We start from the raw sequence: 24,879 nt of genomic DNA, 5'->3' as shown, positions 1-24,879 counted from the left end.
GCGGCTTGAGCGACGATTAGCGCAGAGCCTGGGTCTTGAAGATGCCGCCCAAGGGGCGCATCTCCCGCCCATGTTCATCCAGACCGAACCCACGCCCAATCCCAATGTCCTGAAATTCCTGCCGGGCCGCGACGTGGCGCCTGAAGGCGTTCTGGAATACCGCACCATCGACGAGGCAGCGGCCTCGCCCCTGGCCGAGGCCCTGTTCGAGCTGGAAGGCGTTGAAGGCGTCTTCTTCGGCGCCGACTATGTCTCCGTCACGCGCGGGGCTCAGGCGCCCGAATGGAGCCAGATGAAGGCCCCCATCCTGTCGGTCGTCATGGATCACTTCGTCTCGGGCGCGCCGCTGACGCGCGGCGTCGAGGCGGCGACGGACGACGCCGACGAAGACAGCGAGATCGTCGCCGAGATCAAGGGTCTGCTCGACAGCCGCATCCGTCCGGCCGTGGCCCAGGACGGCGGCGACATCCTGTTCGATCATTTCGATCTGGAAACCGGGGTCCTGCGCCTGCGGATGCGCGGCGCCTGCTCGGGCTGCCCCTCCTCCTCGGCCACGTTGAAGGCGGGCGTCGAACAGATGATGCGCCACTACATCCCCGAAGTGACCAGCGTCGAGCAGGTCATCTAACGAAGGAGCGCTACCGCTCGCGACGCGGTCGCTCACTGCTTGAGCGCATTTCGGGGCGCTACCGTTCGCCGCGCGACGGCTCGCTGCTTGAGCGCAGGTGGGGGCGCGCTCTGTGCCGCTCGAGCGCGCGCGAAGCGCCAGGCCGCGTCGGGTCGGGAGGTCCTGGAGGGCCGACGACCGCGGCCCACAAGAAAGCCGCGTCGGGTCGGGAGGTCCCGGAGGGCCGACGACCGCGGCCCACAAGAAAGCCGCGTCCGGTCGAGAAGGCGGAGCCTTCTGACCGCGGCCCGCCAAGATGTTTCACATGAAACACTATCGTCCGAACGGGCCGTGGGGCATGATCGCCGCATGGCCCGTTTCACTGCTGATGATGACGCCGAGGCCGAGGGCCGCGCCCTCGGCGAGGCCCTGTCCGCCCTGCGCCGCGAACGCGGCTTGAGCCAGGCCGAGGCCGGTCAGAGGATCGGCATGACCAGCCAGGGCTGGGGCCTGTATGAGGCGGGCAAGCGCCCCGGCCTGTTCCGCCCGGACGTGCAGCGGCGCCTGACCGCCGCCCTCGACGCCACGCCCGAGGATCTCGCCCTTCTGGTCGGCGCCGCCGCCCCTTCCCCACAGCCCAGGCCCAGTGCTGACGGCCTACAGGCGCGGGGTCGCGCCTTCGACGCGGCACCCACGGCCGAGCGACGGCGGCTTCAGCTTTCCACTGACGACCTGGCCCCCTGGGCCGCGGCCGGGACGGTTCTGGAATACGCTCCGGGCCGCTGGCCGCGTCGTGATCAGGGCTGCGTCATCGAGATGGAGGACGGCTCCCTGCGCCCGCGGCTCTACGTCCGGTCGGACGAGGCGGAACTGGTGGTGCGCGGCGCTGGGGCCCTGCTGACCATCGAGCGTATTCCCCGCGCCCAGGCCCGCGCTGTCTCGGCGGTCGTCGCGCGCCTGGATGATTGATGAAACTAAAATGTTGCTTTTAGCGGCATGGCATGAAACGGTGGCGTTGCAACTTTCAGGGAGACGCCGCCCATGCCTCGCCGCAGCCAGGATATCGACGCCGCCGTGGGTTTGCGCATGGCAGCGCGACGGTCGGCTCTTGGCCTGTCGCAGACGGCCTTGGCCGCGGAACTGGGCGTCAGTTTTCAGCAGGTGCAGAAGTATGAAAAGGGCGCCAACCGCATCTCGGCTTCGCGTCTGCATCAGGTGGCGACCGCGCTGGGCTGCTCGGTGGCGGACTTCTTTCCCGCCCGCGCCAATGCGGACGATGCCTTGGCCGCTTTGCGCGACCTGACGGCGACGACGGACGGACGCCTCCTGGCCGAGGCCTTTCCCCGTATCGCCGATCCCGCGCTGCGTCAGGCGGTGACGCGAGTGGTCGCGGCGCTGGCGTCGGCCTGACTGCCCGGATAGGAAGGCCGGGATGAGAATTCTGATCGTGGATACGGCGCTGGGCGCCTGTTCGGCTGGGGTGTTCGACGACGACCGGCCGCTGGCCGAGCGCGTTGAGCCGATGGCCAAGGGTCATCAGGAGCGGCTGGCGGGTCTTGTTCGCGATACGATGACCGAGGCGGGCGGCGGTTTCGCCCGTCTGGACCGGATCGGCGTCACTGTGGGGCCGGGCTCCTTCACCGGCTTGCGCGTCGGCTTGGCCTTTGCACAAGGGTTGGGGGCGGCGTTGGATCGCCCGGTTGTCGGCGTCTCGACGCTGGACGCGCTGGCGGCCTGTGCGCCGCCCGCCGGGCTGGTCGCCGCCGTGATCGACGCCCGCCGGGGCCAGGTCTATGCGCGACTTTTCCGGGACGGCGTCGCTCTCGGCGAGGCCGAGGCCCTGTCGCTGGAGACGGCGGCGGATCGCATTCGGACGGCGGCGGCCGGCGGGGGCCCGACCCTCGTCGGTTCGGGCGCGGTTCTGCTGGGCGAGACCTTCCCCGCTGTGTTCGCCGATGCGGTCCTGATGCCGCTGGCGGCGCCGACGCCCGAAGCCCTGGCCCGGATGGCCGTCGCGGTCGATCCGGCTGTCGCCCTGCCCCGCCCCCTCTATCTGCGCGCGCCCGACGCCACCCCGCCCAGTCGTCTGCCGGGCCAGCCGCGTTCGTCTGCGACATCGTGACCGACCCCGCCCGTCTCGCCGCGATCCACGCCGAAGCCTTCGCGGCGCCCTGGGATGAGGCTTCGCTGACGGCCCTGCTGGCCTCGCCCGGCGTCTTCGCGGTGGCCGAGGACGAGGGCTTCATCCTGATCCGGGTCGTGGCCGACGAGGCCGAGATTCTCACCCTGGCGGTGCGGCCTGCCGCCCGGCGCGGCGGCCTGGGAGCCCGTCTGGTCAAGGCCGCCGTCGTGCAGGCCGCCGCTCTCGGCGCCGAGCGGATGTTCCTGGAAGTGGCCGAGGACAATGGCGCCGCCCGCGCCCTTTACGCCCGTACCGGCTTCGTCGAGGCCGGGCGTCGGCGCGGCTATTATGCCCGGGCGGACGGCGGCCGCGAGGACGCCCTGGTCCTGGCTCTGAACTTTCCTCGACCGCTTCCATAAGTCAGCGGCTCAGCCTATCTTCCGGCGCATGGAACGGATCGAGAAACTTTGCGCCGACCGCGGCATGCGTATGACCGAGCAGCGGCGCGTGATCGCCCGCGTTCTGTCTCAGGCCGAGGATCACCCCGACGTCGAGGAGCTGTATCGCCGCGCCTCGGCCATCGACCCGCACATCTCGATCGCCACCGTTTATCGCACCGTGCGCCTGTTCGAAGAGGCGGGCGTGGTCGAGAAGCATGACTTCGGCGACGGTCGCAGCCGCTACGAAGAGGCCGGCGACGACCACCACGATCACCTGATCGACACCAAGACCGGCGAGGTCATCGAGTTCTTCGACGCCGAGATCGAACGCCTCAAGACCGAGATCGCGCGCAAGCTGGGCTTCGAACTGGTCGGTCACAAGCTGGAGCTCTACGGCCACGTCATCGAGGGCGTCGAGCCGAGCGAGCGCGAGGGTCTGATCTACAAGCGCCACGCGGCGCGGGTCGAACCTACGGACATCTGAGGCTGCGTCTGATCGCCTTGCCGTCGTCGGTTTCGGCGATCATAAGCCGCGCATGACCGATACGCTCGAAAAGCCCGTAGAGACGGCGGATGGCGTGGCCCAGATGGCTGCGCCCAAGCGCCTCTTCATCAAGACCTACGGCTGTCAGATGAATGTCTATGACTCAGAGCGCATGGCCGATGTCCTGCGCCCGCTGGGCTATGCGACGACCGACGCGCCCGAGGCGGCGGACTTCGTCATCCTCAACACCTGCCACATCCGCGAACGGGCCGCCGAGAAGGTCTATTCGGAACTCGGCAAGCTCAAGCAGATGCGCGAGCGCAAGGTCGCGCGCGGCGACGGCGGCATGACCATCGCCGTGGCGGGCTGCGTCGCCCAGGCCGAGGGCGAAGAGATCATGAAGCGCCAGCCGGCGGTCGACCTGGTGGTCGGACCCCAGGCCTACCACCAACTGCCGGAACTGCTGACCCGCACGGCGCGGGCGCGCGGCGAACGCATCGGCGCCGACTTCGCCCCGCATGAAAAGTTCGACGCCCTGACGCCCGAGATGATCGCCACGCGCGGCGGCGAGGGTCCGACCGCCTTCCTGACGGTGCAGGAGGGTTGCGACAAGTTCTGCACCTTCTGCGTCGTCCCCTATACGCGCGGCGCCGAGTGGTCGCGGCCAGTGGCGGCCGTGCTGGCCGAGGCCCGCGCCCTGGCCGACCGGGGCGTGCGCGAGGTCACCCTGCTGGGTCAGAACGTCAACGCCTATGACGGCGAGGGACCGGACGGCAAACCCTCCTCGCTCGCCCGCCTGGCCTACGCCCTCGCCGAAATTCCGGGTCTTGACCGCATCCGCTACACGACCAGCCACGCCAACGACATGTCTGACGACCTGATCGCGGCCCATGCCGATCTGGACGCCCTGATGCCCTATCTGCACCTGCCGGTGCAGTCCGGGTCCGACCGGGTATTGCGGCTGATGAATCGCAAGCATGGGCGTCAGAAGTACATCGACCTGATCGCCCGCATCCGCGAGGCGCGGCCTGACATGGCTATCGCCGGCGACTTCATCGTCGGCTTCCCGGGAGAGACAGATCGCGACTTTGAGGACACCCTCGATCTGGTGCGACAGGTGACCTATGCGGGCGCCTTCAGCTTTGTCTATTCGCCGCGCCCCGGCACGCCTGCCGCGACCATGGCCGGGCAGATCGAGGAGAAGGTCGGGCTGGAGCGGCTGCACCGGCTTCAGGCCCTGCTGTTCGAACAGCAGACCGCCTTCAACGCCGCCCAGACGGGCAAGACCCTGAACGTTCTGTTCGAAAAGAAGGGGCGCTACGCCGGTCAGGCCATCGGCCGCTCGCCCTATCTGCAGGCAGTCCACGTCGAGGGGGCGGATCATCTTCTGGGCCAGATCGTTCCGGTCGAGATCCTCAGCGGCGCGCAGAACAGTTTGAACGGGCGCTTGGCCAGCGCGAACCCTATCTAGATCGAAGAGACCGATTTAACTACGGCGTTCCTCAAGCAGTCTCGCTCCGCGAACGAGACGTCAGGAACCCAAGAAACGGCCCCTGAAGCAGCCTCGCTCCGCGAGCGAGGCGTTAGGGGCCCCAAAAAGGAAACCTATGGCGCGAGAGTCCGAGTTCCTGTCCCTGAGCGATCAGGCCTTGCGGGCCGTGATCGGCCCCAACAGCCGCCACGTCGCCCTGATCGAAGACGCCTTCAAGGTGCTGGTCGAGGCGCCCGGCGGCGGGGTGTCGATCAACGGCTCCGCGCGGGACCGGGCTCAGGCCAAGCGCGTGGTCGAAACCCTCGCCAAGCGGGCGGATGCGGGCGCCGAGATCACCGAGGCCGACGTGCGCATGGCCCTGGGCGCCGCCGTGTCCCAACCGCGCGCCGATCAGGGTCGGGTTGTGCCAGACGCCATCGCCCTGCCGGTTGGTCGTCGCGGCGCCATCGCGCCCAAGACGGCGGCCCAGGCCCGCTATCTGGACCTGCTCAGCCGCTGCGAACTGACCTTCGGGGTCGGTCCGGCGGGCACCGGCAAGACCTTCCTGGCGGCGGCCTATGGCGCCTCCCTGCTGCGGCGCGGACAGGTGGACCGGCTGGTCATCACCCGTCCGGCGGTCGAGGCGGGCGAGAAGCTGGGCTTCTTGCCGGGGGATCTGAACGAAAAGGTCGACCCCTATCTGGCCCCGATCTGGGAGGCGCTGAACGACATCCTCGGCGTCGATGACGTGCGGCGCCGTCGCGAGAAGGGCGAGATCGAAGCCGCCCCCATCGCCTTCATGCGCGGCCGCACGCTCAGCCACGCCTTCATCATCGTCGACGAGGCCCAGAACACCTCGCGGCTGCAGATGAAGATGGTCCTGACCCGTCTGGGCGAAGGCGCGCGCATGGTGGTGACCGGCGATCCGTCGCAGATCGACCTGCTGAACCCGCGCGATTCCGGCCTGCGCCACGCCTTGCGCATCCTTGAGGACGTGAAAGGGGTGGGGGTTCAGGCCTTCAAGGCCGAGGATGTGGTGCGCCACGCCATGGTGGAACGGATCGTGCGCGCCTATGACGCCGATGCGGCGCGGGGGCGCCCCCCTGCCGATCTCGAGGACGAAGACTGAATGATCGAGATCGAAGTCGAGGACGCGGCCTGGACGGCTGCGCTGTCTGACGCTGAAGCCGTGGTCCTGAAAGCCGCCACCGCAGCGCTGGGCACGGTCGAGGGCGACGTGGTCGTGCTGCTGACCGACGACGCCGGGGTGCAGGACCTGAACGCGCGGTTCCGCGACAAGGATCGGCCGACCAACGTCCTCTCCTTCCCCGCCGCAGAGAGCGCTTTTCCGCATCTGGGCGACGTAGTGCTGGGCTACGCCTATTGCGCGGCGGAGGCCGAGACGCAGGGCAAGACCCTGTCCGACCATCTGAGCCATCTGGTCGTCCACGGCGTGCTGCACCTGCTCGGCCGCGACCACGAGGACGACGCCGAGGCTGAAGAGATGGAGGCCGAGGAGCGCGAAATCCTGGCCGCGCTCGGCGTCGCCGATCCCTATGCTGTCGAACACGAGGCGAATGCATGAGCGACCGCTTGTCAGCCCTTTGGGGGGGCGTGCTGACGAACCGCTGGGGCCGTATCGCCCTGGCCCTGCTGGCCGGCGCCGGCGCCGCCCTGGCGCATCCGCCGTTCGGCGTCCTGCCCGGCCTGCTGGGCTATCCCCTGCTGATGCTGCTGGCCGAACGGTCGCGGACGGTGAAGGGCGGCTTCTGGGTCGGCTGGCTGGCCGGCTTCGCCTACTTCTTCATCGGCTGCTGGTGGGTGGCCGAGGCCTTCCTGGTCAACCCGGAACAGGCCTGGATGGCGCCCTTCGCCGCCAGCCTTCTGCCGATGGGACTGGGGCTCTTCTTCGGGACGGCGACGGCGCTTTATCGTCGCTTTGCGCCGCGCGGCGCCGTGCGGCGCGTCCTGCTGTTCGCCGCCCTGTTCGCCCTGCTGGAGTGGCTGCGCGGCCATGTGCTGACCGGCTTTCCGTGGAACCCAACCGGCGCCGCCTGGCAGGCGGGATCGGCCATGTCGCAGTTCGCCTCGGTGGCGGGGGTCTATGGGCTGGGCCTCGTGACGCTGGCGGCGGTCTCGGCGCTGGGCCTGCTGGCGGACGTCGGACAGCGTCGTCCGCGTCTGATCGCAGCGGGTCTGGGCGTCGCGGTTCTGGCGGGTCTGTTTGCCTTCGGGACGGCGCGGCTGTCCTCGGCTCAGCGGGTGGACGGCCCGACCCTGGTGCGTCTGGTTCAGGCCGACATCCCACAGGAATCCAAATGGAGCCCTGAGGCCTATCAGGCCATCGTCGACCGCTACGTCGCCCTGACGGCCCAGCCGGGCGCGGCCTTGCCTGACGTCGTGGTCTGGCCCGAGGGCGCCCTGCCCGCCACCGCCAACGACGTCTTCAACTCGCCTGACGCCCGGGCCATCGCCGGCGCCCTGCAGACCGGCCAGACCCTGCTGATGGGCATCAGCCGCGGCGAGGCCGACCCGGACGCCGAGGGCGGCGCCCGCTATTACAACAGCCTGTTCGCCTTGCACGATGAAGGCGCGGCGGGTCTGCGCATCGGCGCCATCTACGACAAGCACCGCCTCGTGCCCTTCGGCGAGTATCTGCCGTTGGGCCACCTGATGAGCCAGATCGGCGTGCGCAGTCTGGTGCACGTCCCGTCCGACTTCAGCGCCGGGCCGAAGCCGGCGCCGATCAGCCTGGTCAATGCGCCGCGCGTCCAGCCGCTGATCTGCTACGAAAGCCTCTATCCGGGCTTCACCCCGGCCAGCGGCGCGGCGCGGCCGGCCTGGATCGTCAACGTCTCCAACGACGCCTGGTTCGGCGCCACCTCGGGCCCGCGTCAGCACCTGAACCTGGCCAGCTACCGCGCCATCGAAACCGGCCTGCCCATCGCCCGCGCCACCCCGACCGGCGTCTCGGCCATGATCGACCCCTGGGGTCGGGTTGTGGACGGCAAGCGGCTGGACCCCGGTCATGCCGGCGTCATCGACGTGCGCCTGCCCGAACCGGCGGCGCCGACCCTCTATGGCCGTTGGGGCGACGTCTTGTTTGGCGTCCTCTTGGCCTTCATGCTGCTGGGCGGCCTATCGTGGAATCGACGCAAGGGGCGGTCATGACCCGGACCCGAGCATTGAAGCTGGGGCAAGGCCGCTGAGCGGGGGCAGAGAATCGACGGCACGCGCGTCGCGCGAATTGTCGTGACACCGCCGGCGATCCGTCGCATTTCGGGACAGTTGAGTAATTGGGTTCGGACGTAGTTTTTAGGCGAGAACGCACGATGGTCAGAGGCTCGGCAGAGGATGGTCCGCATCCGGTGGATCGTCATGTCGGTCGGCGCGTCTGCGAAAAGCGGATCGCCCTGGGCTATAATCAGAGCGACCTGGGCCGGGCGCTGGGCCTGACCTTTCAGCAAATTCAAAAATACGAGAAGGGCGCCAACCGTGTCTCCGCCTCCAAGCTGTGGGACATCGCTCGCTTCTTCAAGGTCGACATCGGCTACTTCTTCGAGGGCCTGACGACGGCGGTCCCAGGCATGGCCGAGGATGAGGCAGAACCCTTCGTCCACGACTTTCCCGCCACCCGTCAGAGCATCGAGATCGGCCGTCTGGCCCCGCAGTTGTCGGTCCGCCAGCAGAAGCTGGTGCTGGACATGATGCGTGAAATGACCGGCCACGAGAACGCCGACAAGGACTGACGCCGATCCGGATGGAATTGAAAAAGGCGCGGATCGCTCCGCGCCTTTTTGCTGTCTGTCGACCTGTCGGATCAACCGGCCAGTGCGGCTTCCGAGGCGACGATCCGGCTGGCGGCGTGGACCACGGCCCCGATGCGCAGTGCGGCCTGGACCTGGAGGTTGGGCACGCCGTGCTTACGCAGTTCGCCTTCGTGGGCGTCCAGGCAGGCGCCGCAGCCGTTGATGGCCGAGACTGCGGTGGACCACAGCTCGAAGTCCAGCTTCTCGACGCCCGGATTGGCGATCACGTTCATGCGCAGCTTGGCCGGCAGGGTCGTGTACTCGTTGTTCTTCATCAGGTGCAGCGAGCGGTAGTAGATGTTGTTCATGCCCATGATGGCGGCGGCGGCCTTGGCGGCGTTCAGGGCCTCGGGCGAAAGGATGGTCGCGGCCTGGGCCTCGATCAGCTTGACGACGGGGGCGACGCCGATGGCGTGAGCCGAGGCCAGGAAGCAGCCCCACTTCTGCTGGTCGTTCAGCACCGTCTCGTTGGCCAGCGAAGACAGGTTCAGCGAGATGTCCTTGCCATAGGCCGGGATAAGCTCGCGCAGGGCGTCGATGGACATGGGAAGTTCTCCGATAAGGGCCGACTGTCGGCCAATGGCGCCAAGGGCGTTCAAGCCGCGCGCACGAAGCGCGCTCAAGCAGTCCAAGGGACGATAGCGCCCTAGAAAGAAAAAAGGCGGCGACAGTCGCCCGCCGCCGCCTCTTCAAGAGGGGCGGCCCGAACCCTACTCACGCGGTCCGGGCCGTACCTTGGCCAGTACTTAAGCGGCCAGGGTCTCGCCGCCGACCGGGCGGTTGCAGGCGCACAGTTCGTCGGTTTGCAGGGCGTCGACGACGCGCAGCGTGTCTTCCGGCGAACGGCCGACGTTCAGGTTGGTGACGTAGACGTGTTGCACGACGTTGTGCGGATCGACGACGAAGGTGGCGCGCAGGGCGACGCCGTTCTCTTCGTCCAGGATGCCCAGGTCACGGGCCAGCTTGCCGCCGGTGTCCGCGAACTGCCAGATCGGCAGCTTGTTCAGGTCGGCGTGGTCGCGGCGCCAGGCCAGCTTGACGAATTCGTTATCCGTCGAGCCGCCGAGGACGACGGTGTCGCGGTCTTCGAAATCCTTGCCCAGCTTGGCGAAGGCGGCGATTTCGGTCGGGCAGACGAAGGTGAAGTCCTTCGGGTAGAAGAAGATGACCTTCCACTTGCCGTCAAAGCTGTCCTGCGTCAGCGTTTCGAACGCCGAGACGCCGTTTTCTTCATGGTCGTTGAAGCCCGGCTTCACGCCAGTGATCTTGAATTCAGGCAGTTTTTGACCGACGCCCAGCATATGTGGAGCTCCATTCTGACAATGTAAGAGTTGCGGCGACGCAAGGGAGGCGCATCGCCGTTGGAGCTCAGATGGGGGGTAGGGAGCGGGAAGTCAAATCGATGATTTCACAATCGCGAATAGATTTTGATTATGGCCACGATGGCTCGCCCAGCGCGACAGCCTGTCGCGCCCATAAGTTTTCCTGCTGGCCAACTCAAAGTTTATCGATTTTCCTTCAACGACGAACCGGGCGTAGGCTCGCTGCATAATCGACCAGGCAGGAGGAAAGTCATGGACGGACAAGCAGGCGGCCCCACCCCTCTCCACGATCCCAAGAAGGAGCCAGCCGCGTTGCGCTCGCTTCTGGGGCGCACCAACCGCGACTGGTGGCCTAATCAGATCGCGATGGACATCCTGCATCAGCAGGGCAAGTCCGGCGACCCGATGGGCGACGACTTCGACTACGCCGCCGCCTTCAAGTCGCTGGACCTGGCGGCGGTGAAGCGCGACCTGACCGCCCTGATGACCGACAGCCAGCCCTGGTGGCCGGCGGACTACGGCCACTACGGCCCCTTCTTCATCCGCATGGCCTGGCACTCGGCCGGCACCTATCGCACCGGGGACGGGCGCGGCGGCGCCGGCGCGGGCCAGCAGCGCTTCGCCCCGCTCAACTCCTGGCCGGACAACGGCAACCTGGACAAGGCGCGCCGCCTGCTGTGGCCGATCAAGCAGAAATATGGCTCGAAGCTCAGCTGGGCCGACCTGATGATCCTGGCCGGCAATGTCGCCATCGAGAGCATGGGCGGGCCGGTCTTCGGCTTCGGCGGCGGCCGCGCCGACGTCTGGGAACCGGAAAAGGACGTCTACTGGGGCACGGAAGAAAACTGGGTCGGCGACGAGAACAACCAGACCCGTATCCAGCCCGACAAGGGCATGGCCCTGGAAGATCCCCTGGCCGCCATCCAGATGGGGCTCATCTACGTCAATCCGGAAGGCCCCGGCGGCGTGCCCGAAGCCCTGGCCTCGGCCCGCGACATTCGCGAGACCTTCGCCCGCATGGGCATGAACGACGAGGAGACGGCCGCCCTGACCGCCGGCGGCCACACCTTCGGCAAGGCCCACGGCGCCGGCGACGCCTCCAAGGTCGGGATCAGCCCCGAGGGCGCCGACATCGCCCAGCAGGGCCTGGGCTGGATCTCGGGTCACGCCAGCGGCATCGGCGACGACACCATCACCTCGGGCATCGAGGGCGCCTGGACCCCCACGCCGATCACCTGGGACATGACCTATTTCGACATGCTGCTGGACCATGACTACGAGCTGGTCCGCAGCCCGGCGGGCGCCAAGCAGTGGCAGCCGGTGGGCAATCCGCCCGAGACCCTGGCGCCGGCGGCCCATACGCCCGGCAAGCGCGTGCCGACGATGATGACGACCGCCGACATGGCCTTCAAGGTCGACCCGGTCTATCGCCCGATCATGGAGCGGTTCCGCGCCGACCCGGCCTATTTCGGCGACGCTTTCGCCCGCGCCTGGTTCAAGCTGTGCCACCGCGACATGGGGCCCAAGGCCCGCTATCTCGGCCCGGACGTTCCGGCCGAGGACCTGATCTGGCAGGACCCGATCCCGGCTCACACGGGCCCGGCGCTTTCCGACGCCGACATCAAGGTGCTGAAGGACATCATCGCGGCGTCCGACCTGTCGGTCGCCGATCTGGTGTCGACGGCCTGGGCTGCGGCCGTGACCTTCCGCGGCTCGGACTATCGCGGGGGCGCCAATGGCGGGCGTCTGCGCCTGGCCCCGCAAAAGGACTGGGACGTCAACGAACCGGCGAAGCTGGCCCGCGTGCTCAAGGTCTATGAGGACATCAAGGGCGGCCTGAGCCTGAACGTCTCCATGGCCGACCTGATCGTCCTCGGCGGCGTCGTCGGGGTCGAGCAGGCGATCCGGGCGGCGGGTCATGACGTGGCGGTTCCCTTCACGCCGGGCCGCACCGACGCCTCCCAGGAGCAGACCGACGTGGACGGCTTTGCGGTGCTGGAGCCTCGCGCCGACGGCTTCCGCAACTATTTGCAGGTCCGCTTCAACGTGCCGACCGAGGAACTGCTGATCGACCGGGCGCAACTCCTGGGGCTGACGGCGCCCCAGATGGCGGTGCTGGTCGGCGGCTTGCGCGTTCTCGGCGCCAACCACGGCGGGTCGAAGCACGGGGTCTTCACCGACCGGCCGGGTCAGCTGACCAACGACTTCTTCGTCAACCTGCTGGACATGAGGACCGGCTGGAAACAGGTCGATGGCGAGGGTGACGAGACCTTCGTCGGCTCGGATCGTCTGACCGGCGAACAGCTGTGGACCGCCACCCGCACCGACCTGGTCTTCGGCTCCAACGCCCAGCTGCGCGCCCTGTCCGAGGTCTATGCCTCGGCTGACGCGGGCGAGAAGTTCGTCCGGGACTTCGTCGCGGCCTGGACCAAGGTGATGAACGCCGACCGCTTCGATCTGCACTAGGCGTAGAGGAGGCGCCGCGGGCCAGCCGGCTCGCGGCGCCTTTCTTCATCAATGGTTTCGATTGTCTTTGAAAACACGATAGGGCGCGCCTATGTGGGGCGGATGCTCCCCACCCTGCGACAGCTCCACTATCTCAAGCTTCTGGCCGAACACGCCTCGTTCAGCCGCGCCGCCGAGGCCGCCCACGTCAGCCAGCCGGCCCTGTCGGCGGGGGTGCAGGAGCTGGAGAAGATCCTGGGCGCGCCCGTGGTCGAGCGCACGCGCGGCGCGGTGCAACTGACCGCCGTCGGCGCCGAGGCGGTCAAGCGCGCCGAGGACGTGCTGGCCCGCACCGAGGACCTCGTCGAGGCGGCGAAAAACGCGGGCAAGCCCCTGTCGGGCCGGTTCCGTCTGGGCATCATCCCCACCGTCGCCCCCTTCCTGCTGCCCCGCGCCCTGCCCGGCCTGCGCGAGCAATACCCGGCCCTGCGCCTCTTCATCCGCGAGGACCTGACCCCGCGCCTGATCGCCGGGCTGAAGGCGGGGCAACTGGACGCCGCCGTCATCGCCCTGCCCTATGAGGCGCCGGGCATCGACCACGCCCGCATCGGCGACGACGAGATTCTGGCCGCCGCCCCGGTCGGCCACCCCCTGGCGGGTCTGGGCCCCATCCCCGAGGGGATGCTGAAGTCCGACGACCTGATCCTGCTGGAGGACGGCCACTGCCTGCGTGATCAGGCCCTGGCCGCCGTCAACATCGAGGCCCCGCGCGGCGAGGACGTCTTCGCCGCGACCTCCCTGCATACCCTGGTCCAGATGGTCTCCGCCGGCCTGGGCGTCAGCTTCCTGCCGCAGATGGCCGTGACCGCAGGGCTGGCCGACAACCCCGGCGTCGTCGTTCGCCCCATCTCCGCCGACGCCCCCCGCCGAGAGATCGTCGTCGCCTGGCGCGCCGGCTCCAGCCGCGCGGCGGAGGCCCGGCTGCTGGCCGAGGCGCTCAAACTCGACTGACGCGGGGGCGAGGCGCCGCGGCCATTTGGCCGCCAGGCCTTCCCCACGTCTACCCCCTCTCTCGTCGTCATCCTCGGGCTTGACCCGAGGATCGAGCGTAGCGGCGCGCTCGACCTTTCCGGAATCGCGCTGACAGACAATCCGATCCTCGGGTCAAGTCCGAGGATGACGGCTACCGGCGGGCACTCAATCAACCAAAGCCTGCGCTGCGGAATATGCGGCCAACACCTGCGTCTCCCGTTCGTCAGGGCCGATGTCGATGATGATGAGGTCGTCTAGCGGCACTGTTGGATGAAAGGCGGTGTGAGCGGCAAACCACAAGGTCTCCGACAGCGACTCATGCTCATGCCATGTGGTCATGACGAACTTGTCGTCATGGATTTCATCAAAGCTCGCCGCCGATAGGTTCGCCCAATCGACACTGTCATCCCATGAACTACAGCCTACCCCCCACGCCATCATGTAGAGGCATCCTGAACTGACGAGCCATTCGCTCACGCGGCCCTGCCACTCGGCAGGCACGGCTTGATCGAGCACAAGAACGGCTTTGAATGGCCTCAGCGCATCTATCGACGGCGGCTCGGAGCCGGGTAGCAAATGCAGATATGTAACTCGCATATCGCCATTCTATCACAAGGCGAGGCGGACACAGCGCACCCTCTCCCAAACAAAAAGGCCGGCGGATCGCTCCGCCGGCCTTTCCATTCAGACTCTTGCCTGAGACCTATTCAGCCTCGCCGCGCGCGAGGTTGCGCAAGACGTAGGGCATGACGCCGCCGGCCTTGAAGTAGTCCAGCTCGGTCTGGTTATCGATGCGGCAGCGGACCGGGAAGCGGGCCATCTTGCCGTCCGACGGACGGAACATCTCGACCCACAGGTCCTGACGCGGCTTCAGCTTGCCGATGTTGGCGTCGGTCAGGCCACGGATGGTGACGATCTCTTCGCCGGTCAGGCCCAGCTTGGCCCAGCCGTCCTGCTTGAACTGCAGCGGAACCACGCCCATGCCGACCAAGTTCGAGCGGTGGATACGCTCATAGCTTTCGGCGATGACGGCGCGGACGCCCAGCAGACGTGTGCCCTTGGCCGCCCAGTCGCGCGACGAGCCGGTGCCGTATTCCTTGCCGGCGAAGACGACCAGAGGACGGCCTTCCGACTGGTAACGCATGGCGGCGTCATAGATCGACATCGTGTCTTCCGAGGGGAAGTGCTTGGTGACGCCGCCCTCGATGTCCGGGGTGATCTTGTTGCGGATGCGGATGTTGGCGAAGGTGCCGCGCATCATGACTTCGTGGTTGCCGCGGCGGGCGCCGTAGCTGTTGAAGTCCAGGGCGTCGACGCCGTGGTTGGTCAGATAGACGCCGGCGGGCGAGGCCTTCTTGATCGAACCGGCCGGGCTGATGTGGTCGGTGGTGATCGAGTCGCCGAAGATGCCCAGGATGCGGGCCTCGACGATGTCGGTGACCGCCGAAGGCTCCATCGACAGACCCTCGAAGTAGGGCGGGTTGGCGACGTAGGTCGACTTGTCGTCCCACTCATAGGTCTGACCGCCGGTGACCTTGATGGCCTGCCAGTGCTTGTCGCCCTTGAAGACGTCCTTGTAGCGCTTGGCGAACATGGCCGGGGTGACGGACTTCTTCTGGATGTCGGCGATCTCTTGCGAGGTCGGCCACACGTCCTTCAGGAAGACGTCATTGCCCTTCTTGTCCTGACCGATCGGGTCCTTGGTGATGTCGATGCGCATCGAACCGGCGATGGCGTAGGCCACGACCAGCGGCGGCGAGGCCAGGTAGTTGGCCTGGACGTCCGGGTTCACGCGGCCTTCGAAGTTGCGGTTGCCCGACAGGACCGAGGTCGCGACCAGGCCGTTGTCGTTGATCGCCTTCGAGATGGCCGGGTCCAGCGGGCCCGAGTTGCCGATGCAGGTGGTGCAGCCATAGCCGACCAGGTTGAAGCCCATGGCGTCCAGATCCTTCTGGAGGCCGGCGTCGGTCAGATAGTCGGTGACGACCTGCGAGCCGGGCGCCAGCGAGGTCTTGACCCAGGGCTTGACCTTCATGCCCAGGGCATGGGCCTTGCGCGCCACCAGACCGGCGGCGATCAGGACCGACGGGTTCGAGGTGTTGGTGCACGACGTAATGGCGGCGATGACCACGTCGCCGTCGCCGACGGTGAACTTCTGGCCTTCGACAGCCACGCGGCCGGCGTCGTTCACGCGACCGAAGACGTCGGTCAGGGCGGTTTCAAACGCCGGGGCGGCGGTGGTCAGTTCAACGCGGTCCTGCGGACGCTTGGGGCCGGCCAGCGACGGCACGACCGTCGAGATGTCCAGTTCCAGAACGTCGGTGAAGACGGGGTCTTCCGAGGTCTCGTCGATCCACAGGCCTTGGGCCTTGGCATAGGCTTCGACCAGGGCGACGCGCGCCTTGTCGCGGCCCGTGGCCGTCAGATAGTCGATGGTGGCTTGCGACACCGGGAAGAAGCCGCAGGTGGCGCCGTATTCCGGGGCCATGTTGGCGATGGTGGCCTGGTCCTCGATGGTCATGCCGGCGATGGCGGGACCGAAGAATTCGACGAACTTGCCGACCACGCCCTTCTTGCGCAGCATCTGGGTGACGGTCAGGACCAGGTCGGTCGCGGTGGCGCCTTCCGGCATCTTGCCCGACAGTTTGAAGCCGATGACTTCCGGGATCAGCATGGGGATCGGCTGGCCCAGCATGGCGGCTTCGGCCTCGATGCCGCCGACGCCCCAGCCCAGGACGGCCAGGCCGTTGATCATGGTGGTGTGGCTGTCGGTGCCCACGACGGTGTCGGGATAGGCGACGGTCTTCTTGCCTTCGTCCAGGGTCCAGACGGTCTGGGCCAGGTTCTCCAGGTTGACCTGGTGGCAGATGCCGGTGCCGGGGGGCACGACGCGGAAGTTGTTGAAGGCCGACGACCCCCAGCGCAGGAAGTTATAGCGCTCGATGTTGCGCTCATACTCGCGCTCGACGTTCTGGCCGAAGGCCTTGGCGTTGCCGAAGTGGTCGACCATGACCGAGTGGTCGATGACCAGGTCGACGGGGACCAGCGGATTGATCTTGGCGGCGTCGGCGCCCAGCTTGGCCATGGCGTCGCGCATCGCGGCCAGGTCGACGACGGCGGGCACGCCGGTGAAGTCCTGCATCAGCACGCGGGCCGGACGGAAGGCGATCTCGTGCTCGACCGAGCCCTTGTTCTCGATCCAGGCGGCGACGGCCTTCAGGTCGTCTTCCGTGACCGAGACGCCGTCTTCGTTGCGCAGCAGGTTCTCGAGAAGCACCTTCATCGAGCGCGGCAGACGGGAAATCCCGGCCAGACCGGCTTCCTCGGCGGCGGGAAGGCTGTAATAGGCGTACTTCTTGCGTCCGACGGCAAGGTCCAGACGGGTCTTGAGGCTGTCAATCGACGGCATGGAGATAAGTCCTCTGACTAACGCCGCCCGACAATTCGGTTGCGCCTTCGCGCGCTGGACGCCGGGGCGCACAGGTCCCAGGCGCGCGCGGCGAAAGCCTGCTGCGGCGCTTGCGCGTATAGTCCTGTGCGCGGGAGCCGTCCATGTATCCACAACGCGGTCGTGGACATTGAGAGAGGTTCGCAAATCGGCGGGGCCATGCTGAAGACGGTCGACATCCAGTCTCTGAGCCTGTCGCGCGGCGAGCGCGTCCTGTTCCAGGGCCTGTCATTGCGCCTTTCGGCGGGCGAGGCCGTGGCCCTGACCGGGGCCAACGGCGCGGGCAAGACCAGCCTGCTGCGGGCCGTGGCGGGCTTTATTCGGCCTGATGCGGGGGCGATCACATTCTGCGGCGCGGACGCAGAGGCGCTGGATTCCGAGGCCGCGCGCCGCGACGGCGTCCACCTGCTCGGCCACCTCGAAGGCCTGAAGCCGACACGGACGGCGCGTCAGGAGTTCGACTTCCAGACGGCCTGGCTGGGCGGAAATATTGCGGCGCGCGAGGCGGCGGTCGCTCGCCTCTCGCTGACGCCCCTGCTGGATCTGGAGACGCGAAAGTTGTCGGCGGGCCAGAAGCGCCGCCTGTCGCTAGCCCGGCTGATCGCCGCCCCGCGCGCCCTGTGGCTGCTGGACGAACCCCTGGCCCCGCTGGACGAGCGTTGGCGCATGGTGGCCGCCGAGCTCATGGCGGCGCATCTGGCGTCCGGGGGCATGATCCTGGCGGCGGTGCACGATCCCCTGCCCGTCCCGGCGCGCAATCTCGATCTCGGAGGCCTCGCATGAGGGCCGTTCGGGTCCTGTTCGGCCGCGAGCTGTCGCTGGCCTGGGGCGGCGGCGGCGGGCCTCTGCTGGCCTGCGGCTTCATGCTGTGCCTGACGGCCATCCTGCCGCTGGCGGCGGGCGGTGATCCGCGCGTCCTGGCCCCGGCGGCCTCGGGGGCCAGCTGGATGGCCCTGGCCCTGGCGTCGCTGCTGTCGCTGGAGCGGCTGTTCGAGCGCGACCTGGAAGACGGCGCCCTGGACCTGCTGGCGCTCGGCCCCCTGCCGCTGGAGGCGACGGTGGCGATCAAGGCTGTGACGCAATGGCTGGCCACGGGCCTGCCGCTGGCGCTCGCCGCCCCGGTCGCGGCCCTGGCCCTGGGCCAGCCGGTTCATCTGATCGGTCTGACGGCGCTGGCGGCGGCCATCGGCGGGCTGGGCTTCGCCTTCACCGGGGCGCTGGGGGCCGCTCTGGCGCTCGGGGCCAGGCGCGGCGGGCTGCTGATCGCCGTGGTGGTTTTGCCCCTGTTCATTCCGCCGGTGGTGTTCGGCTCGGGCGCCCTGACGCGAGCGGCGGACGGCGGCGATCCGCTGTCGGCCCTGGCCCTTCTGAGCGCCTATGTCCTGTTCGCCATGGTCATCGCGCCGCTGGCCGGGGCGGCGGCGATCCGCAACGCCCAGGGCTAACGCCCCTTTTCGGTCATCCCGGACAAGGCTCGCTGGCGAGCCGAAGATCCGGGACCCAGGCGGTGGAGCTCCAAGGCGTCGTCGAACCCGTCCAGAGCCGACGCCTGGGTCCCGGATCGGCCTGGCGGCCGTCCGGGATGACGGGGAAATTAGCTACGCGGCTTCAGCGTGACGTAGAGGGCGCCGTCGCCGCCGTGACGCCGGTGGGCGAAGGCGAAGCCGGACACCACGCCGCGCAGATGCGGGCCGGTTAGCCAGTCGTGCACGGAGCTGCGGATGACGCCGCCGCCGCGCCGTCCCTGACCTGTGATGACCAGAACCGAGCGCAGGCCCCGCGCCTGACAACCCATCAGGAAGCCGCGCAGCTGATCTTCGGCCTCGAAGCGACCGAAGCCGTGCAGGTCGATCCGGGCCTCGATGGGATCGCGTTCGCGCGACAGGCGGCGCTGGCGGCGCGGCTCCAGTTCTTCGGGCGTGGGCCGGGCGCGGCTGGGGGCGGGCGCAGTCGGGGCGATGAGGCCGAGCGCCTCAAACGTCGGCGTCTGATCGGGGGTGTTGCGCTTCTTGCCCGCGACGCCGCGCGCGGGCTTGGCCGACGCCGAGGCCGGTAGAGGCGCGGCTGCAGGATCGGGCAGGACGGCGCCGGGGGTGACGCGGGCCGCCTTGCGGCGCGCGGGCGGCGTCACCGTGCCGGTCACGCGGGCCCAGATGCGTTTGTCATCGTCGAAAGACGTAGGCGGACCTTTTCGGGCCACCTCAGTCCTCGCCGTCGAAGGCGTCTCCCATGTCGGATCCTGGCCCCGGCTCATGCGCCAGCAGGTCGCCCGGCTGGCAGTCCAGCTCGCGGCACAGGGCGTCCAGCGTCGAGAAGCGCACGGCGCGCGCCTTGCCGGTCTTGAGGATCGACAGGTTGGCGACCGTCACGCCGACGCGATCGGCAAGCTCCGTCAGCGACATACGCCGTTCGGCAAGGATTCGGTCGAGTTGGACGCGGATGGCCATGGGGTGAGCTTAGCGTTTCGAGATCAGATCGTCAGTTCGGATTCGCGGCGCAGGCGCGCGCCTTCGCGGAAGACCTCCGCCAGAACGAAGACGACGAGGATGGAGAAGACGGGGGTGAGCAGGTCGCTGACGCCTTGCGGCTCCATGACGCCGGGGGCCAGGCGGGCGGCGACCAGGCCTTGCGCAAGCCACACTCCGCCGGTGACGACGGCCAGGATCAGGCCGATCTGGCGCAGCCGGCGCACATTGTCCGGCTGGAAGGGATCGCCCAGGGTCAGGGTGCGGAAAATCTTTCGCAGGCCGCGCAGGATCATCAGGAAGCCGCCGAAATAGGCGGTCATGGCCCCGACGCCGAACAGCAGCAGAGGACGGGTCAGCGGAATCTGGCGGCCGTTGTCGCCGTCCGTGACGGTGACGTTCAGATTATCGAGCGGAATGAAGATGGAGGCGATCCAGAGCAGCAGCAGCACGCCGGTGATCAGAGCCAGCAGGACATAGGCGACGTCCAGGGCGATCTTCAGCAGGCTGGAGACGGACCCGGGACCCAGGGTCTTGAGATTGGGGGTCCTGAGGTTGGCGCCCGTCAGGCGCGGCGCACTTATCCCGATGGAAGGCAGTTTCGGGAGGCGCATGAAGTCAGGTCTCAGGCCGAGGGTTCAGGGCGCGATCGCCGCGCGGGGTCCGGCAAACCCTCACGCGGCGCTATTCTTCGCGGTGTTCATGTCGATCGTCAAAGCCCCCGATGTGATCCAGTGTCGGATCACAGGCTCTGGATGATCATGGCGATCGCGGCGGTCGGCAGGGCTGCCAGCAGAAGGGCGTTGAAGAAGCCGTGGCCGACGCGGTCCATCCAGATCGAGGTTTTCATCGCTTGCATCGTATCTCTCCGTGGTTGCACGATTTTCGTGCGTTTCTGTTGTGCCGCTGGGTGAACGTTGCGTTGTTTTCGCTTCGTTTGAACGGTGCGACCCCCGTTCTTGAGATTGAAGATAGGGGCCACCCCGCCGAAAATCACGTTACATATCGTTTAACGATGTTAAACTTCCGCAATGCGTCGGAGAGGCCTATGATCGCGTCATGAATCTCAAGCTGATCAAGGGGATGCGGCTGGTGGCCGCGACCCACAATCCGGGCAAGGCGCGCGAGATCGAAGCGCTGCTGGATGGAAATTACAGGATCGTCACGGCCGGCAGCCTCAACCTGCCCGAACCGGACGAGACCGAGAGCACCTTCGTCGGCAACGCCATGCTGAAGGCGCGCCATGCGGCCGAGGCCTCGGGCGAGGTCTCGCTGGCCGACGACTCCGGTCTGTCGGTCGCCGCCCTCGACGGGGCGCCGGGCATCTTCTCGGCGCGCTGGGCCGGGCCGGGCAAGGACTTCGCCCTGGCCATGAAGAAGGTCGAGGTGCGGCTGGAAGAAGTCGGGTCGACCGACCGCCGCGCCTGGTTCACCTCGGCCCTCGCCGTGGCCTGGCCCGACGGTCCCTGCGTGGTGGTCGAGGGCCGCATCGACGGCGACCTGGTCTTCCCGCCGCGCGGCGACCGGGGCTTCGGCTACGACCCCATCTTCCGCCCCGAGGGCTCGGACCTGACGTTCGGCGAGATGGACCCGGTGGAGAAGGACGCGATCAGTCACCGGGCCCGCGCCTTCGCCCGGCTCAAGGCGGCGCTGATTGACTAAACACGGCCCTTCTCCCTGCGGGGGAGAAGGTGGCTGCCGCAGGCAGACGGATGAGGGGGACGTCGGCTTCCTCTGCTACGAAGGCCCGAGATGTCCAACTCGCCCCCTCATCCGAGCGGCTCCGCCGCCCATCTTCTCCCCCAAGGGGAGAAGGGAGAGTTGAACGACTCTCTCGCCCTCTACGTCCACTGGCCCTACTGCGCCCGCATCTGCCCCTATTGCGACTTCAACGTCGTGCGCGACCGGGGCCGGGTCGAGGAACAGGCCGGACTGGTCCAGGCCATCCTGACGGACATGGAGGCGCAAAGTCTGCTCGTCGGCCCGCGCCGTCTGGCCTCGATCTTCTTCGGCGGCGGCACCCCGTCCCTGATGCCGCCCGAGGCCGTGGCCGCTGTGATCGCGCGGGCCAGGGCCCTGTTCCCGCCGGCCGGGGAAATCGAGATCACGCTGGAGGCCAACCCCACCGACGCCGAGGCGGGCCGCTACGCCGCCCTGGCCGAGGCCGGGATCAACCGCCTGTCCATGGGGGTGCAGTCGTTCGACGACGCCGCCCTGACCTTCCTCGGTCGCGACCATTCGGCGGCGGAGGCGCGGCGCGCGGTTCAGACGGCGGGCAGGGTCTTTCCGCGACTGTCCATCGACCTGATCTACGCCCGGCCGGGGCAATCCGTGGCCGACTGGACGGCGGAGCTGACCACGGCGCTGGATCTCGGCTTTGAACACATCTCGCCCTATCAACTGACCATAGAGCCGACGACGGCCTTTGGCCGGGCCTTCGCGCGCGGAACCCTGACCCCGCCCGACGAGGATCTGGCGGCGTCCCTCTACGAGGCCACGCAAAGCGTGCTCGAGGGCGCGGGGTTCGAGGCCTATGAGGTGTCCAACCACGCCCGCGACGTCGCGGCGCGGTCCAGCCACAACCTGCACGTCTGGCGCGGCGGCGACTATCTGGGCCTCGGACCCGGCGCCCACGGACGGCTGACCCTGAACGGCGAGCGTACCGCTGTCGTCGCCCATCGCCGCATCGCCGACTATGTCGCGGGCGTCGCGGACGGCGCCCCCTGGGCCGAACGCGAGACGCTGGATGCGCCGGGCGCAGCCGAGGAACGGGTCCTGCTGGGCCTGCGCACCGTCGAGGGCGTGCCGCTGACGCTGCTGCACACTCTGGGCCTGTCGGAGACGACCGGGCCGCTGGCCGACCTGATCGTCGACGGCTTCCTCACCTTGAGCGAGGGCCGGGTGGCCGCCACGGCCACCGGTCGCCCTGTGCTGGACGCGGTGCTGCGGACCCTGCTGACCTAGTCGCTCGCGCCAGACGCCACCTAGACCCGGAAGGCCGGGGCTGGCAGGGTCCCGCCGATGTCAGACGCCTCCCTCTTCCCGCCGACCGCCCCGCCCGCGCGCTCCGTCGGGCCCGGCCTCTATCTGGTGGCCACGCCCATCGGCAACTTGCGCGACATGACGCTGCGGGCGCTGGACGTCCTGGCCGCCGCCGACCTGGTTCTGGCCGAAGACACCCGCGTCACCGCCAAGCTGCTGACCGCCTATGGCCTGCGCGCCAAGCTGGAACGCTGCGACGACCATGCCTCGGCCCGCGCCGCCGAGATCGCCGTCGAGCGGCTGAAGGCGGGCGAGGTCGTGGCCCTGGTGTCCGACGCGGGCACGCCCCTGGTGTCGGATCCGGGCTATGTCGTGGCCCGCGCGGCCATCGCCGAGGGCCTGCCGGTCCATCCCATCCCCGGCGCCTCCAGCCTGTTGGCCGCCCTGTGTTTGGCCGGTCAGCCCGCTGATCGGGTGCTGTTCGCCGGCTTCCTGCCGCCCAAGTCGGGGGCGCGAAAGACCATGCTGGAGGAACTGCGCACCGGGCGTCAGACCCTGGTCTTTTTCGAAAGCGGCCCGCGCCTGAAGGACAGCCTGACCGACATGGCCGAGGTGCTGGGCGACCGTCCCGCCGCCGTGACCCGCGAACTGACCAAGCTCTATGAGGAGGCGGTGCGCGGCACCCTGGCCGAACTGGCCGCCGACCCGCGCTGCGACGCGCCCAAGGGCGAGATCGTCGTCGTCATCGGCCCCGGCGAGGCCGAGGTGGCCAGCGCCGCCGACGCCGACGCGGCCCTGGCCGAGGCCATGACCCGCCTGCCGCCGGGTGAGGCCGCCGCCGAGGTGTCCAAGGCGCTGAACCTGCCCAGAAAGCCGCTCTACAAGCGGGCGCTGGAAATGCAGGGCCGGTGAAGCCCCGCCTGCGGCCGCCCTCGTCGCCGCGTCCGCCCAAATCGGGCTGGCGTCAGGCGCTGGGAGGACGGTCGCACCGCGAGGGCCACGCCGCCGAATGGATCGCCGCCCTATGGCTGATGCTCAAGGGCTATCAGATCCTGGCCTTTCGCCTGAAGGGGCGCGGCGGCGAGATCGACATCCTGGCCCGGCGGGGCCGCACCCTGGCGGTGGTCGAAGTCAAACGGCGACGCACCATCGAGGCGGCGATCCTGGCCCTGGGGCCCGAACAGCACGGGCGTCTGGTCGTCGCCGGGGTGGCCGTGGCCCGCAGCCGACCCTCCTTGCAGGGGCTGAACCTGCGGATTGATATGGTGGCGCTGGCCCCTGGACGATTTCCGCGTCATCTTCGCGGGGTGACGACCACAGGAACGGACATCGCGTGACGCGCGACGACGCCGAGATCATTCTGGCCCAGGCGGGAACCGCCGAGGACGACGGCTTTCCGCTGCTCGAATGCGCCATCGCCTGCGCCATCCACGACTATCCCTTCCGCGACCCCGAGCCGGTCCGTCTGCTGGCCGATCAGGCCGCCCAGAGGGTCAAGGAACGCGCCGCCAACGAAGGCCCCGACGACGCCCTGGCCGAGACCATGGCCTCGGACCTGCGGCTGAACGGCGACCTGCTGAACTACGACCATCCCGGCAATACCGACGTCATCGATGTGGCCGAGCGGCGGCGCGGCCTGTCGGCGGCCCTGGTGGTCTTCTATCTCGACGCGGCGCGCCGGGCGGGGCTGAAGGCGGCGGCGGTGGACTTTCCCGGACACGTCCTGCTGCGGGTCGAGACGCCAGAGGGGCCGGTGGCGCTGGACCCCTTCAGCCAGGGCCGTCTGGTCCTGCCCAGCGAGCTGACGCGGCGCGCCCTGCTGGCCGGGCTGACCCCGCACGTCGCCGACCGTCTGGACCTGCTGATGGCCCCGGTCAGCGATCGCAAGGCCCTGATCCGGTTGCAGAACGTCCTGTTTGCCCGCGCTCTGATGATCGAGGACTATGAAGGCGCCGAGCGTTCGGCCCTGCGCCGCGCCCTGCTGGACCCCGAGGATCACCGCCCCTGGCTCGATGTCGCCGCCGCGCGCGAGAAGCAGGGGGCCCTGACCGGGGCGCTGGACGCCCTGTCGCGCGCCCGCGCCGTCGATGGTCCCGCCGACGCCCATCGCGCCAGCATGGACCGGGTGCGGATGCGCCTGAACTGAAGCCTTGCGGTGCGCATCCAGCGCCCTCAAGTAGGAGCAGCGCGCTTCGGCGCTCAAGCCGCGAGCGTCCGCGACGCGAGCATAGCGCACTAAAACCAGCTCAAGC

Annotated in this window: 27 protein-coding genes; 20 read left to right on the top strand and 7 right to left on the bottom strand. The window is 68.4% G+C overall.

The window, feature by feature from the left end:
- Nucleotides 1–70 precede the first annotated feature (70 nt).
- The 11 genes from P0Y52_14670 (at nucleotide 71) to P0Y52_14620 (ending at nucleotide 8,873) form a co-directional block, all read left to right on the top strand.
- The gene (locus P0Y52_14670; GenBank protein WEK57767.1) at nucleotides 71–628 is read left to right on the top strand and encodes a NifU family protein; all 558 of its coding nucleotides are present in this window, start codon (nucleotides 71–73) and stop codon (nucleotides 626–628) included.
- 348 nt (nucleotides 629–976) lie between these two features.
- On the top strand, nucleotides 977–1,576 hold the full coding sequence (locus tag P0Y52_14665; protein ID WEK57766.1) for a helix-turn-helix transcriptional regulator: 600 nt from the start codon (nucleotides 977–979) through the stop codon (nucleotides 1,574–1,576).
- Nucleotides 1,577–1,648: 72 nt separating this feature from the next.
- Nucleotides 1,649–2,017: a helix-turn-helix transcriptional regulator gene (locus tag P0Y52_14660; GenBank protein ID WEK57765.1), complete on the top strand. Its 369-nt coding sequence runs from the start codon at nucleotides 1,649–1,651 to the stop codon at nucleotides 2,015–2,017.
- A 22-nt stretch (nucleotides 2,018–2,039) separates the two neighbouring features.
- Nucleotides 2,040–2,729 carry a tRNA (adenosine(37)-N6)-threonylcarbamoyltransferase complex dimerization subunit type 1 TsaB gene (gene tsaB, locus P0Y52_14655; protein WEK57764.1) on the top strand — a complete coding sequence of 230 codons (690 nt, stop codon included), beginning with the start codon at nucleotides 2,040–2,042 and terminating at the stop codon, nucleotides 2,727–2,729.
- Entirely contained in the window at nucleotides 2,726–3,148 is a 423-nt protein-coding gene (gene rimI / locus P0Y52_14650; GenBank protein ID WEK57763.1) for a ribosomal protein S18-alanine N-acetyltransferase, read from the top strand. Before tsaB ends, rimI begins: the two co-directional genes overlap by 4 nt.
- A gap of 28 nt (nucleotides 3,149–3,176) precedes the next feature.
- Nucleotides 3,177–3,653: a Fur family transcriptional regulator gene (locus tag P0Y52_14645; GenBank protein ID WEK57762.1), complete on the top strand. Its 477-nt coding sequence runs from the start codon at nucleotides 3,177–3,179 to the stop codon at nucleotides 3,651–3,653.
- A 103-nt stretch (nucleotides 3,654–3,756) separates the two neighbouring features.
- Nucleotides 3,757–5,124 carry a tRNA (N6-isopentenyl adenosine(37)-C2)-methylthiotransferase MiaB gene (miaB, locus tag P0Y52_14640; protein ID WEK59506.1) on the top strand — a complete coding sequence of 456 codons (1,368 nt, stop codon included), beginning with the start codon at nucleotides 3,757–3,759 and terminating at the stop codon, nucleotides 5,122–5,124.
- 136 nt (nucleotides 5,125–5,260) lie between these two features.
- Nucleotides 5,261–6,253 carry a PhoH family protein gene (locus P0Y52_14635; protein ID WEK57761.1) on the top strand — a complete coding sequence of 331 codons (993 nt, stop codon included), beginning with the start codon at nucleotides 5,261–5,263 and terminating at the stop codon, nucleotides 6,251–6,253.
- Nucleotides 6,254–6,709, top strand: coding sequence for an rRNA maturation RNase YbeY (gene ybeY, locus P0Y52_14630; protein ID WEK57760.1), 456 nt, complete (start codon nucleotides 6,254–6,256; stop codon nucleotides 6,707–6,709).
- The gene (gene lnt / locus P0Y52_14625) at nucleotides 6,706–8,295 is read left to right on the top strand and encodes an apolipoprotein N-acyltransferase (GenBank protein ID WEK57759.1); all 1,590 of its coding nucleotides are present in this window, start codon (nucleotides 6,706–6,708) and stop codon (nucleotides 8,293–8,295) included. Before ybeY ends, lnt begins: the two co-directional genes overlap by 4 nt.
- 161 nt (nucleotides 8,296–8,456) lie before the next feature.
- The gene (locus P0Y52_14620) at nucleotides 8,457–8,873 is read left to right on the top strand and encodes a helix-turn-helix domain-containing protein (GenBank protein ID WEK57758.1); all 417 of its coding nucleotides are present in this window, start codon (nucleotides 8,457–8,459) and stop codon (nucleotides 8,871–8,873) included.
- Between the two features lie 71 nt (nucleotides 8,874–8,944).
- Here the strand turns inward: P0Y52_14620 and P0Y52_14615 are convergent, their stop codons facing one another.
- Nucleotides 8,945–9,478, bottom strand: coding sequence for a carboxymuconolactone decarboxylase family protein (locus P0Y52_14615; GenBank protein ID WEK57757.1), 534 nt, complete (start codon nucleotides 9,476–9,478; stop codon nucleotides 8,945–8,947).
- A 201-nt stretch (nucleotides 9,479–9,679) separates the two neighbouring features.
- The gene (locus tag P0Y52_14610) at nucleotides 9,680–10,234 is read right to left on the bottom strand and encodes a peroxiredoxin (GenBank protein ID WEK57756.1); all 555 of its coding nucleotides are present in this window, start codon (nucleotides 10,232–10,234) and stop codon (nucleotides 9,680–9,682) included.
- 273 nt (nucleotides 10,235–10,507) lie between these two features.
- Between P0Y52_14610 and katG the strand changes: the two genes are divergently transcribed.
- On the top strand, nucleotides 10,508–12,721 hold the full coding sequence (gene katG / locus P0Y52_14605) for a catalase/peroxidase HPI (protein ID WEK57755.1): 2,214 nt from the start codon (nucleotides 10,508–10,510) through the stop codon (nucleotides 12,719–12,721).
- Between the two features lie 102 nt (nucleotides 12,722–12,823).
- Nucleotides 12,824–13,711, top strand: a complete 888-nt coding sequence (locus tag P0Y52_14600; protein WEK57754.1) for a hydrogen peroxide-inducible genes activator — start codon at nucleotides 12,824–12,826, stop codon at nucleotides 13,709–13,711.
- Nucleotides 13,712–13,897: 186 nt separating this feature from the next.
- Here P0Y52_14600 and P0Y52_14595 read toward each other — a convergent pair whose 3' ends face one another.
- Nucleotides 13,898–14,329, bottom strand: coding sequence for a hypothetical protein (locus tag P0Y52_14595; GenBank protein WEK57753.1), 432 nt, complete (start codon nucleotides 14,327–14,329; stop codon nucleotides 13,898–13,900).
- A 106-nt stretch (nucleotides 14,330–14,435) separates the two neighbouring features.
- Nucleotides 14,436–17,141 carry an aconitate hydratase AcnA gene (acnA, locus tag P0Y52_14590; protein WEK57752.1) on the bottom strand — a complete coding sequence of 902 codons (2,706 nt, stop codon included), beginning with the start codon at nucleotides 17,139–17,141 and terminating at the stop codon, nucleotides 14,436–14,438.
- Nucleotides 17,142–17,339: 198 nt separating this feature from the next.
- On the opposite strand from acnA, the gene ccmA reads away from it, so the two are divergent.
- Together ccmA and ccmB are read left to right on the top strand one after the other, a co-directional pair.
- Nucleotides 17,340–17,963 carry a heme ABC exporter ATP-binding protein CcmA gene (ccmA, locus tag P0Y52_14585; protein ID WEK57751.1) on the top strand — a complete coding sequence of 208 codons (624 nt, stop codon included), beginning with the start codon at nucleotides 17,340–17,342 and terminating at the stop codon, nucleotides 17,961–17,963.
- Nucleotides 17,960–18,625, top strand: coding sequence for a heme exporter protein CcmB (ccmB, locus tag P0Y52_14580; GenBank protein WEK57750.1), 666 nt, complete (start codon nucleotides 17,960–17,962; stop codon nucleotides 18,623–18,625). The genes ccmA and ccmB overlap by 4 nt, the downstream gene beginning before the upstream one ends.
- 149 nt (nucleotides 18,626–18,774) lie before the next feature.
- Here the strand turns inward: ccmB and P0Y52_14575 are convergent, their stop codons facing one another.
- Genes P0Y52_14575 through P0Y52_14565 form a run of 3 tightly spaced genes read right to left on the bottom strand, consistent with a single transcriptional unit; the run spans nucleotide 18,775 to nucleotide 20,259 of the window.
- The gene (locus P0Y52_14575) at nucleotides 18,775–19,323 is read right to left on the bottom strand and encodes a Smr/MutS family protein (GenBank protein ID WEK57749.1); all 549 of its coding nucleotides are present in this window, start codon (nucleotides 19,321–19,323) and stop codon (nucleotides 18,775–18,777) included.
- A gap of 58 nt (nucleotides 19,324–19,381) precedes the next feature.
- Entirely contained in the window at nucleotides 19,382–19,627 is a 246-nt protein-coding gene (locus P0Y52_14570) for a helix-turn-helix transcriptional regulator (protein WEK57748.1), read from the bottom strand.
- A 23-nt stretch (nucleotides 19,628–19,650) separates the two neighbouring features.
- Nucleotides 19,651–20,259 carry a DUF2975 domain-containing protein gene (locus tag P0Y52_14565; protein ID WEK57747.1) on the bottom strand — a complete coding sequence of 203 codons (609 nt, stop codon included), beginning with the start codon at nucleotides 20,257–20,259 and terminating at the stop codon, nucleotides 19,651–19,653.
- Nucleotides 20,260–20,704: 445 nt separating this feature from the next.
- On the opposite strand from P0Y52_14565, the gene rdgB reads away from it, so the two are divergent.
- The 5 genes from rdgB to P0Y52_14540 all read left to right on the top strand — a co-directional run bounded on the left by rdgB (nucleotide 20,705) and on the right by P0Y52_14540 (nucleotide 24,773).
- Nucleotides 20,705–21,307, top strand: coding sequence for an RdgB/HAM1 family non-canonical purine NTP pyrophosphatase (rdgB, locus tag P0Y52_14560; GenBank protein ID WEK57746.1), 603 nt, complete (start codon nucleotides 20,705–20,707; stop codon nucleotides 21,305–21,307).
- A 159-nt stretch (nucleotides 21,308–21,466) separates the two neighbouring features.
- Entirely contained in the window at nucleotides 21,467–22,609 is a 1,143-nt protein-coding gene (gene hemW / locus P0Y52_14555) for a radical SAM family heme chaperone HemW (GenBank protein WEK57745.1), read from the top strand.
- Nucleotides 22,610–22,666: 57 nt separating this feature from the next.
- Entirely contained in the window at nucleotides 22,667–23,539 is an 873-nt protein-coding gene (rsmI, locus tag P0Y52_14550) for a 16S rRNA (cytidine(1402)-2'-O)-methyltransferase (protein ID WEK57744.1), read from the top strand.
- Entirely contained in the window at nucleotides 23,536–23,964 is a 429-nt protein-coding gene (locus P0Y52_14545) for a YraN family protein (GenBank protein WEK57743.1), read from the top strand. The genes rsmI and P0Y52_14545 overlap by 4 nt, the downstream gene beginning before the upstream one ends.
- The gene (locus tag P0Y52_14540) at nucleotides 23,961–24,773 is read left to right on the top strand and encodes a transglutaminase family protein (protein ID WEK57742.1); all 813 of its coding nucleotides are present in this window, start codon (nucleotides 23,961–23,963) and stop codon (nucleotides 24,771–24,773) included. Before P0Y52_14545 ends, P0Y52_14540 begins: the two co-directional genes overlap by 4 nt.
- Nucleotides 24,774–24,879: the final 106 nt, after the last annotated feature.

The sequence above is a fragment of the Candidatus Brevundimonas phytovorans genome (assembly GCA_029203145.1).
Lineage (GTDB): Bacteria > Pseudomonadota > Alphaproteobacteria > Caulobacterales > Caulobacteraceae > Brevundimonas > Brevundimonas phytovorans.
Note: the sequence above shows the minus strand (reverse complement) of the source record. Positions and strands in the feature narration are given on the sequence as shown.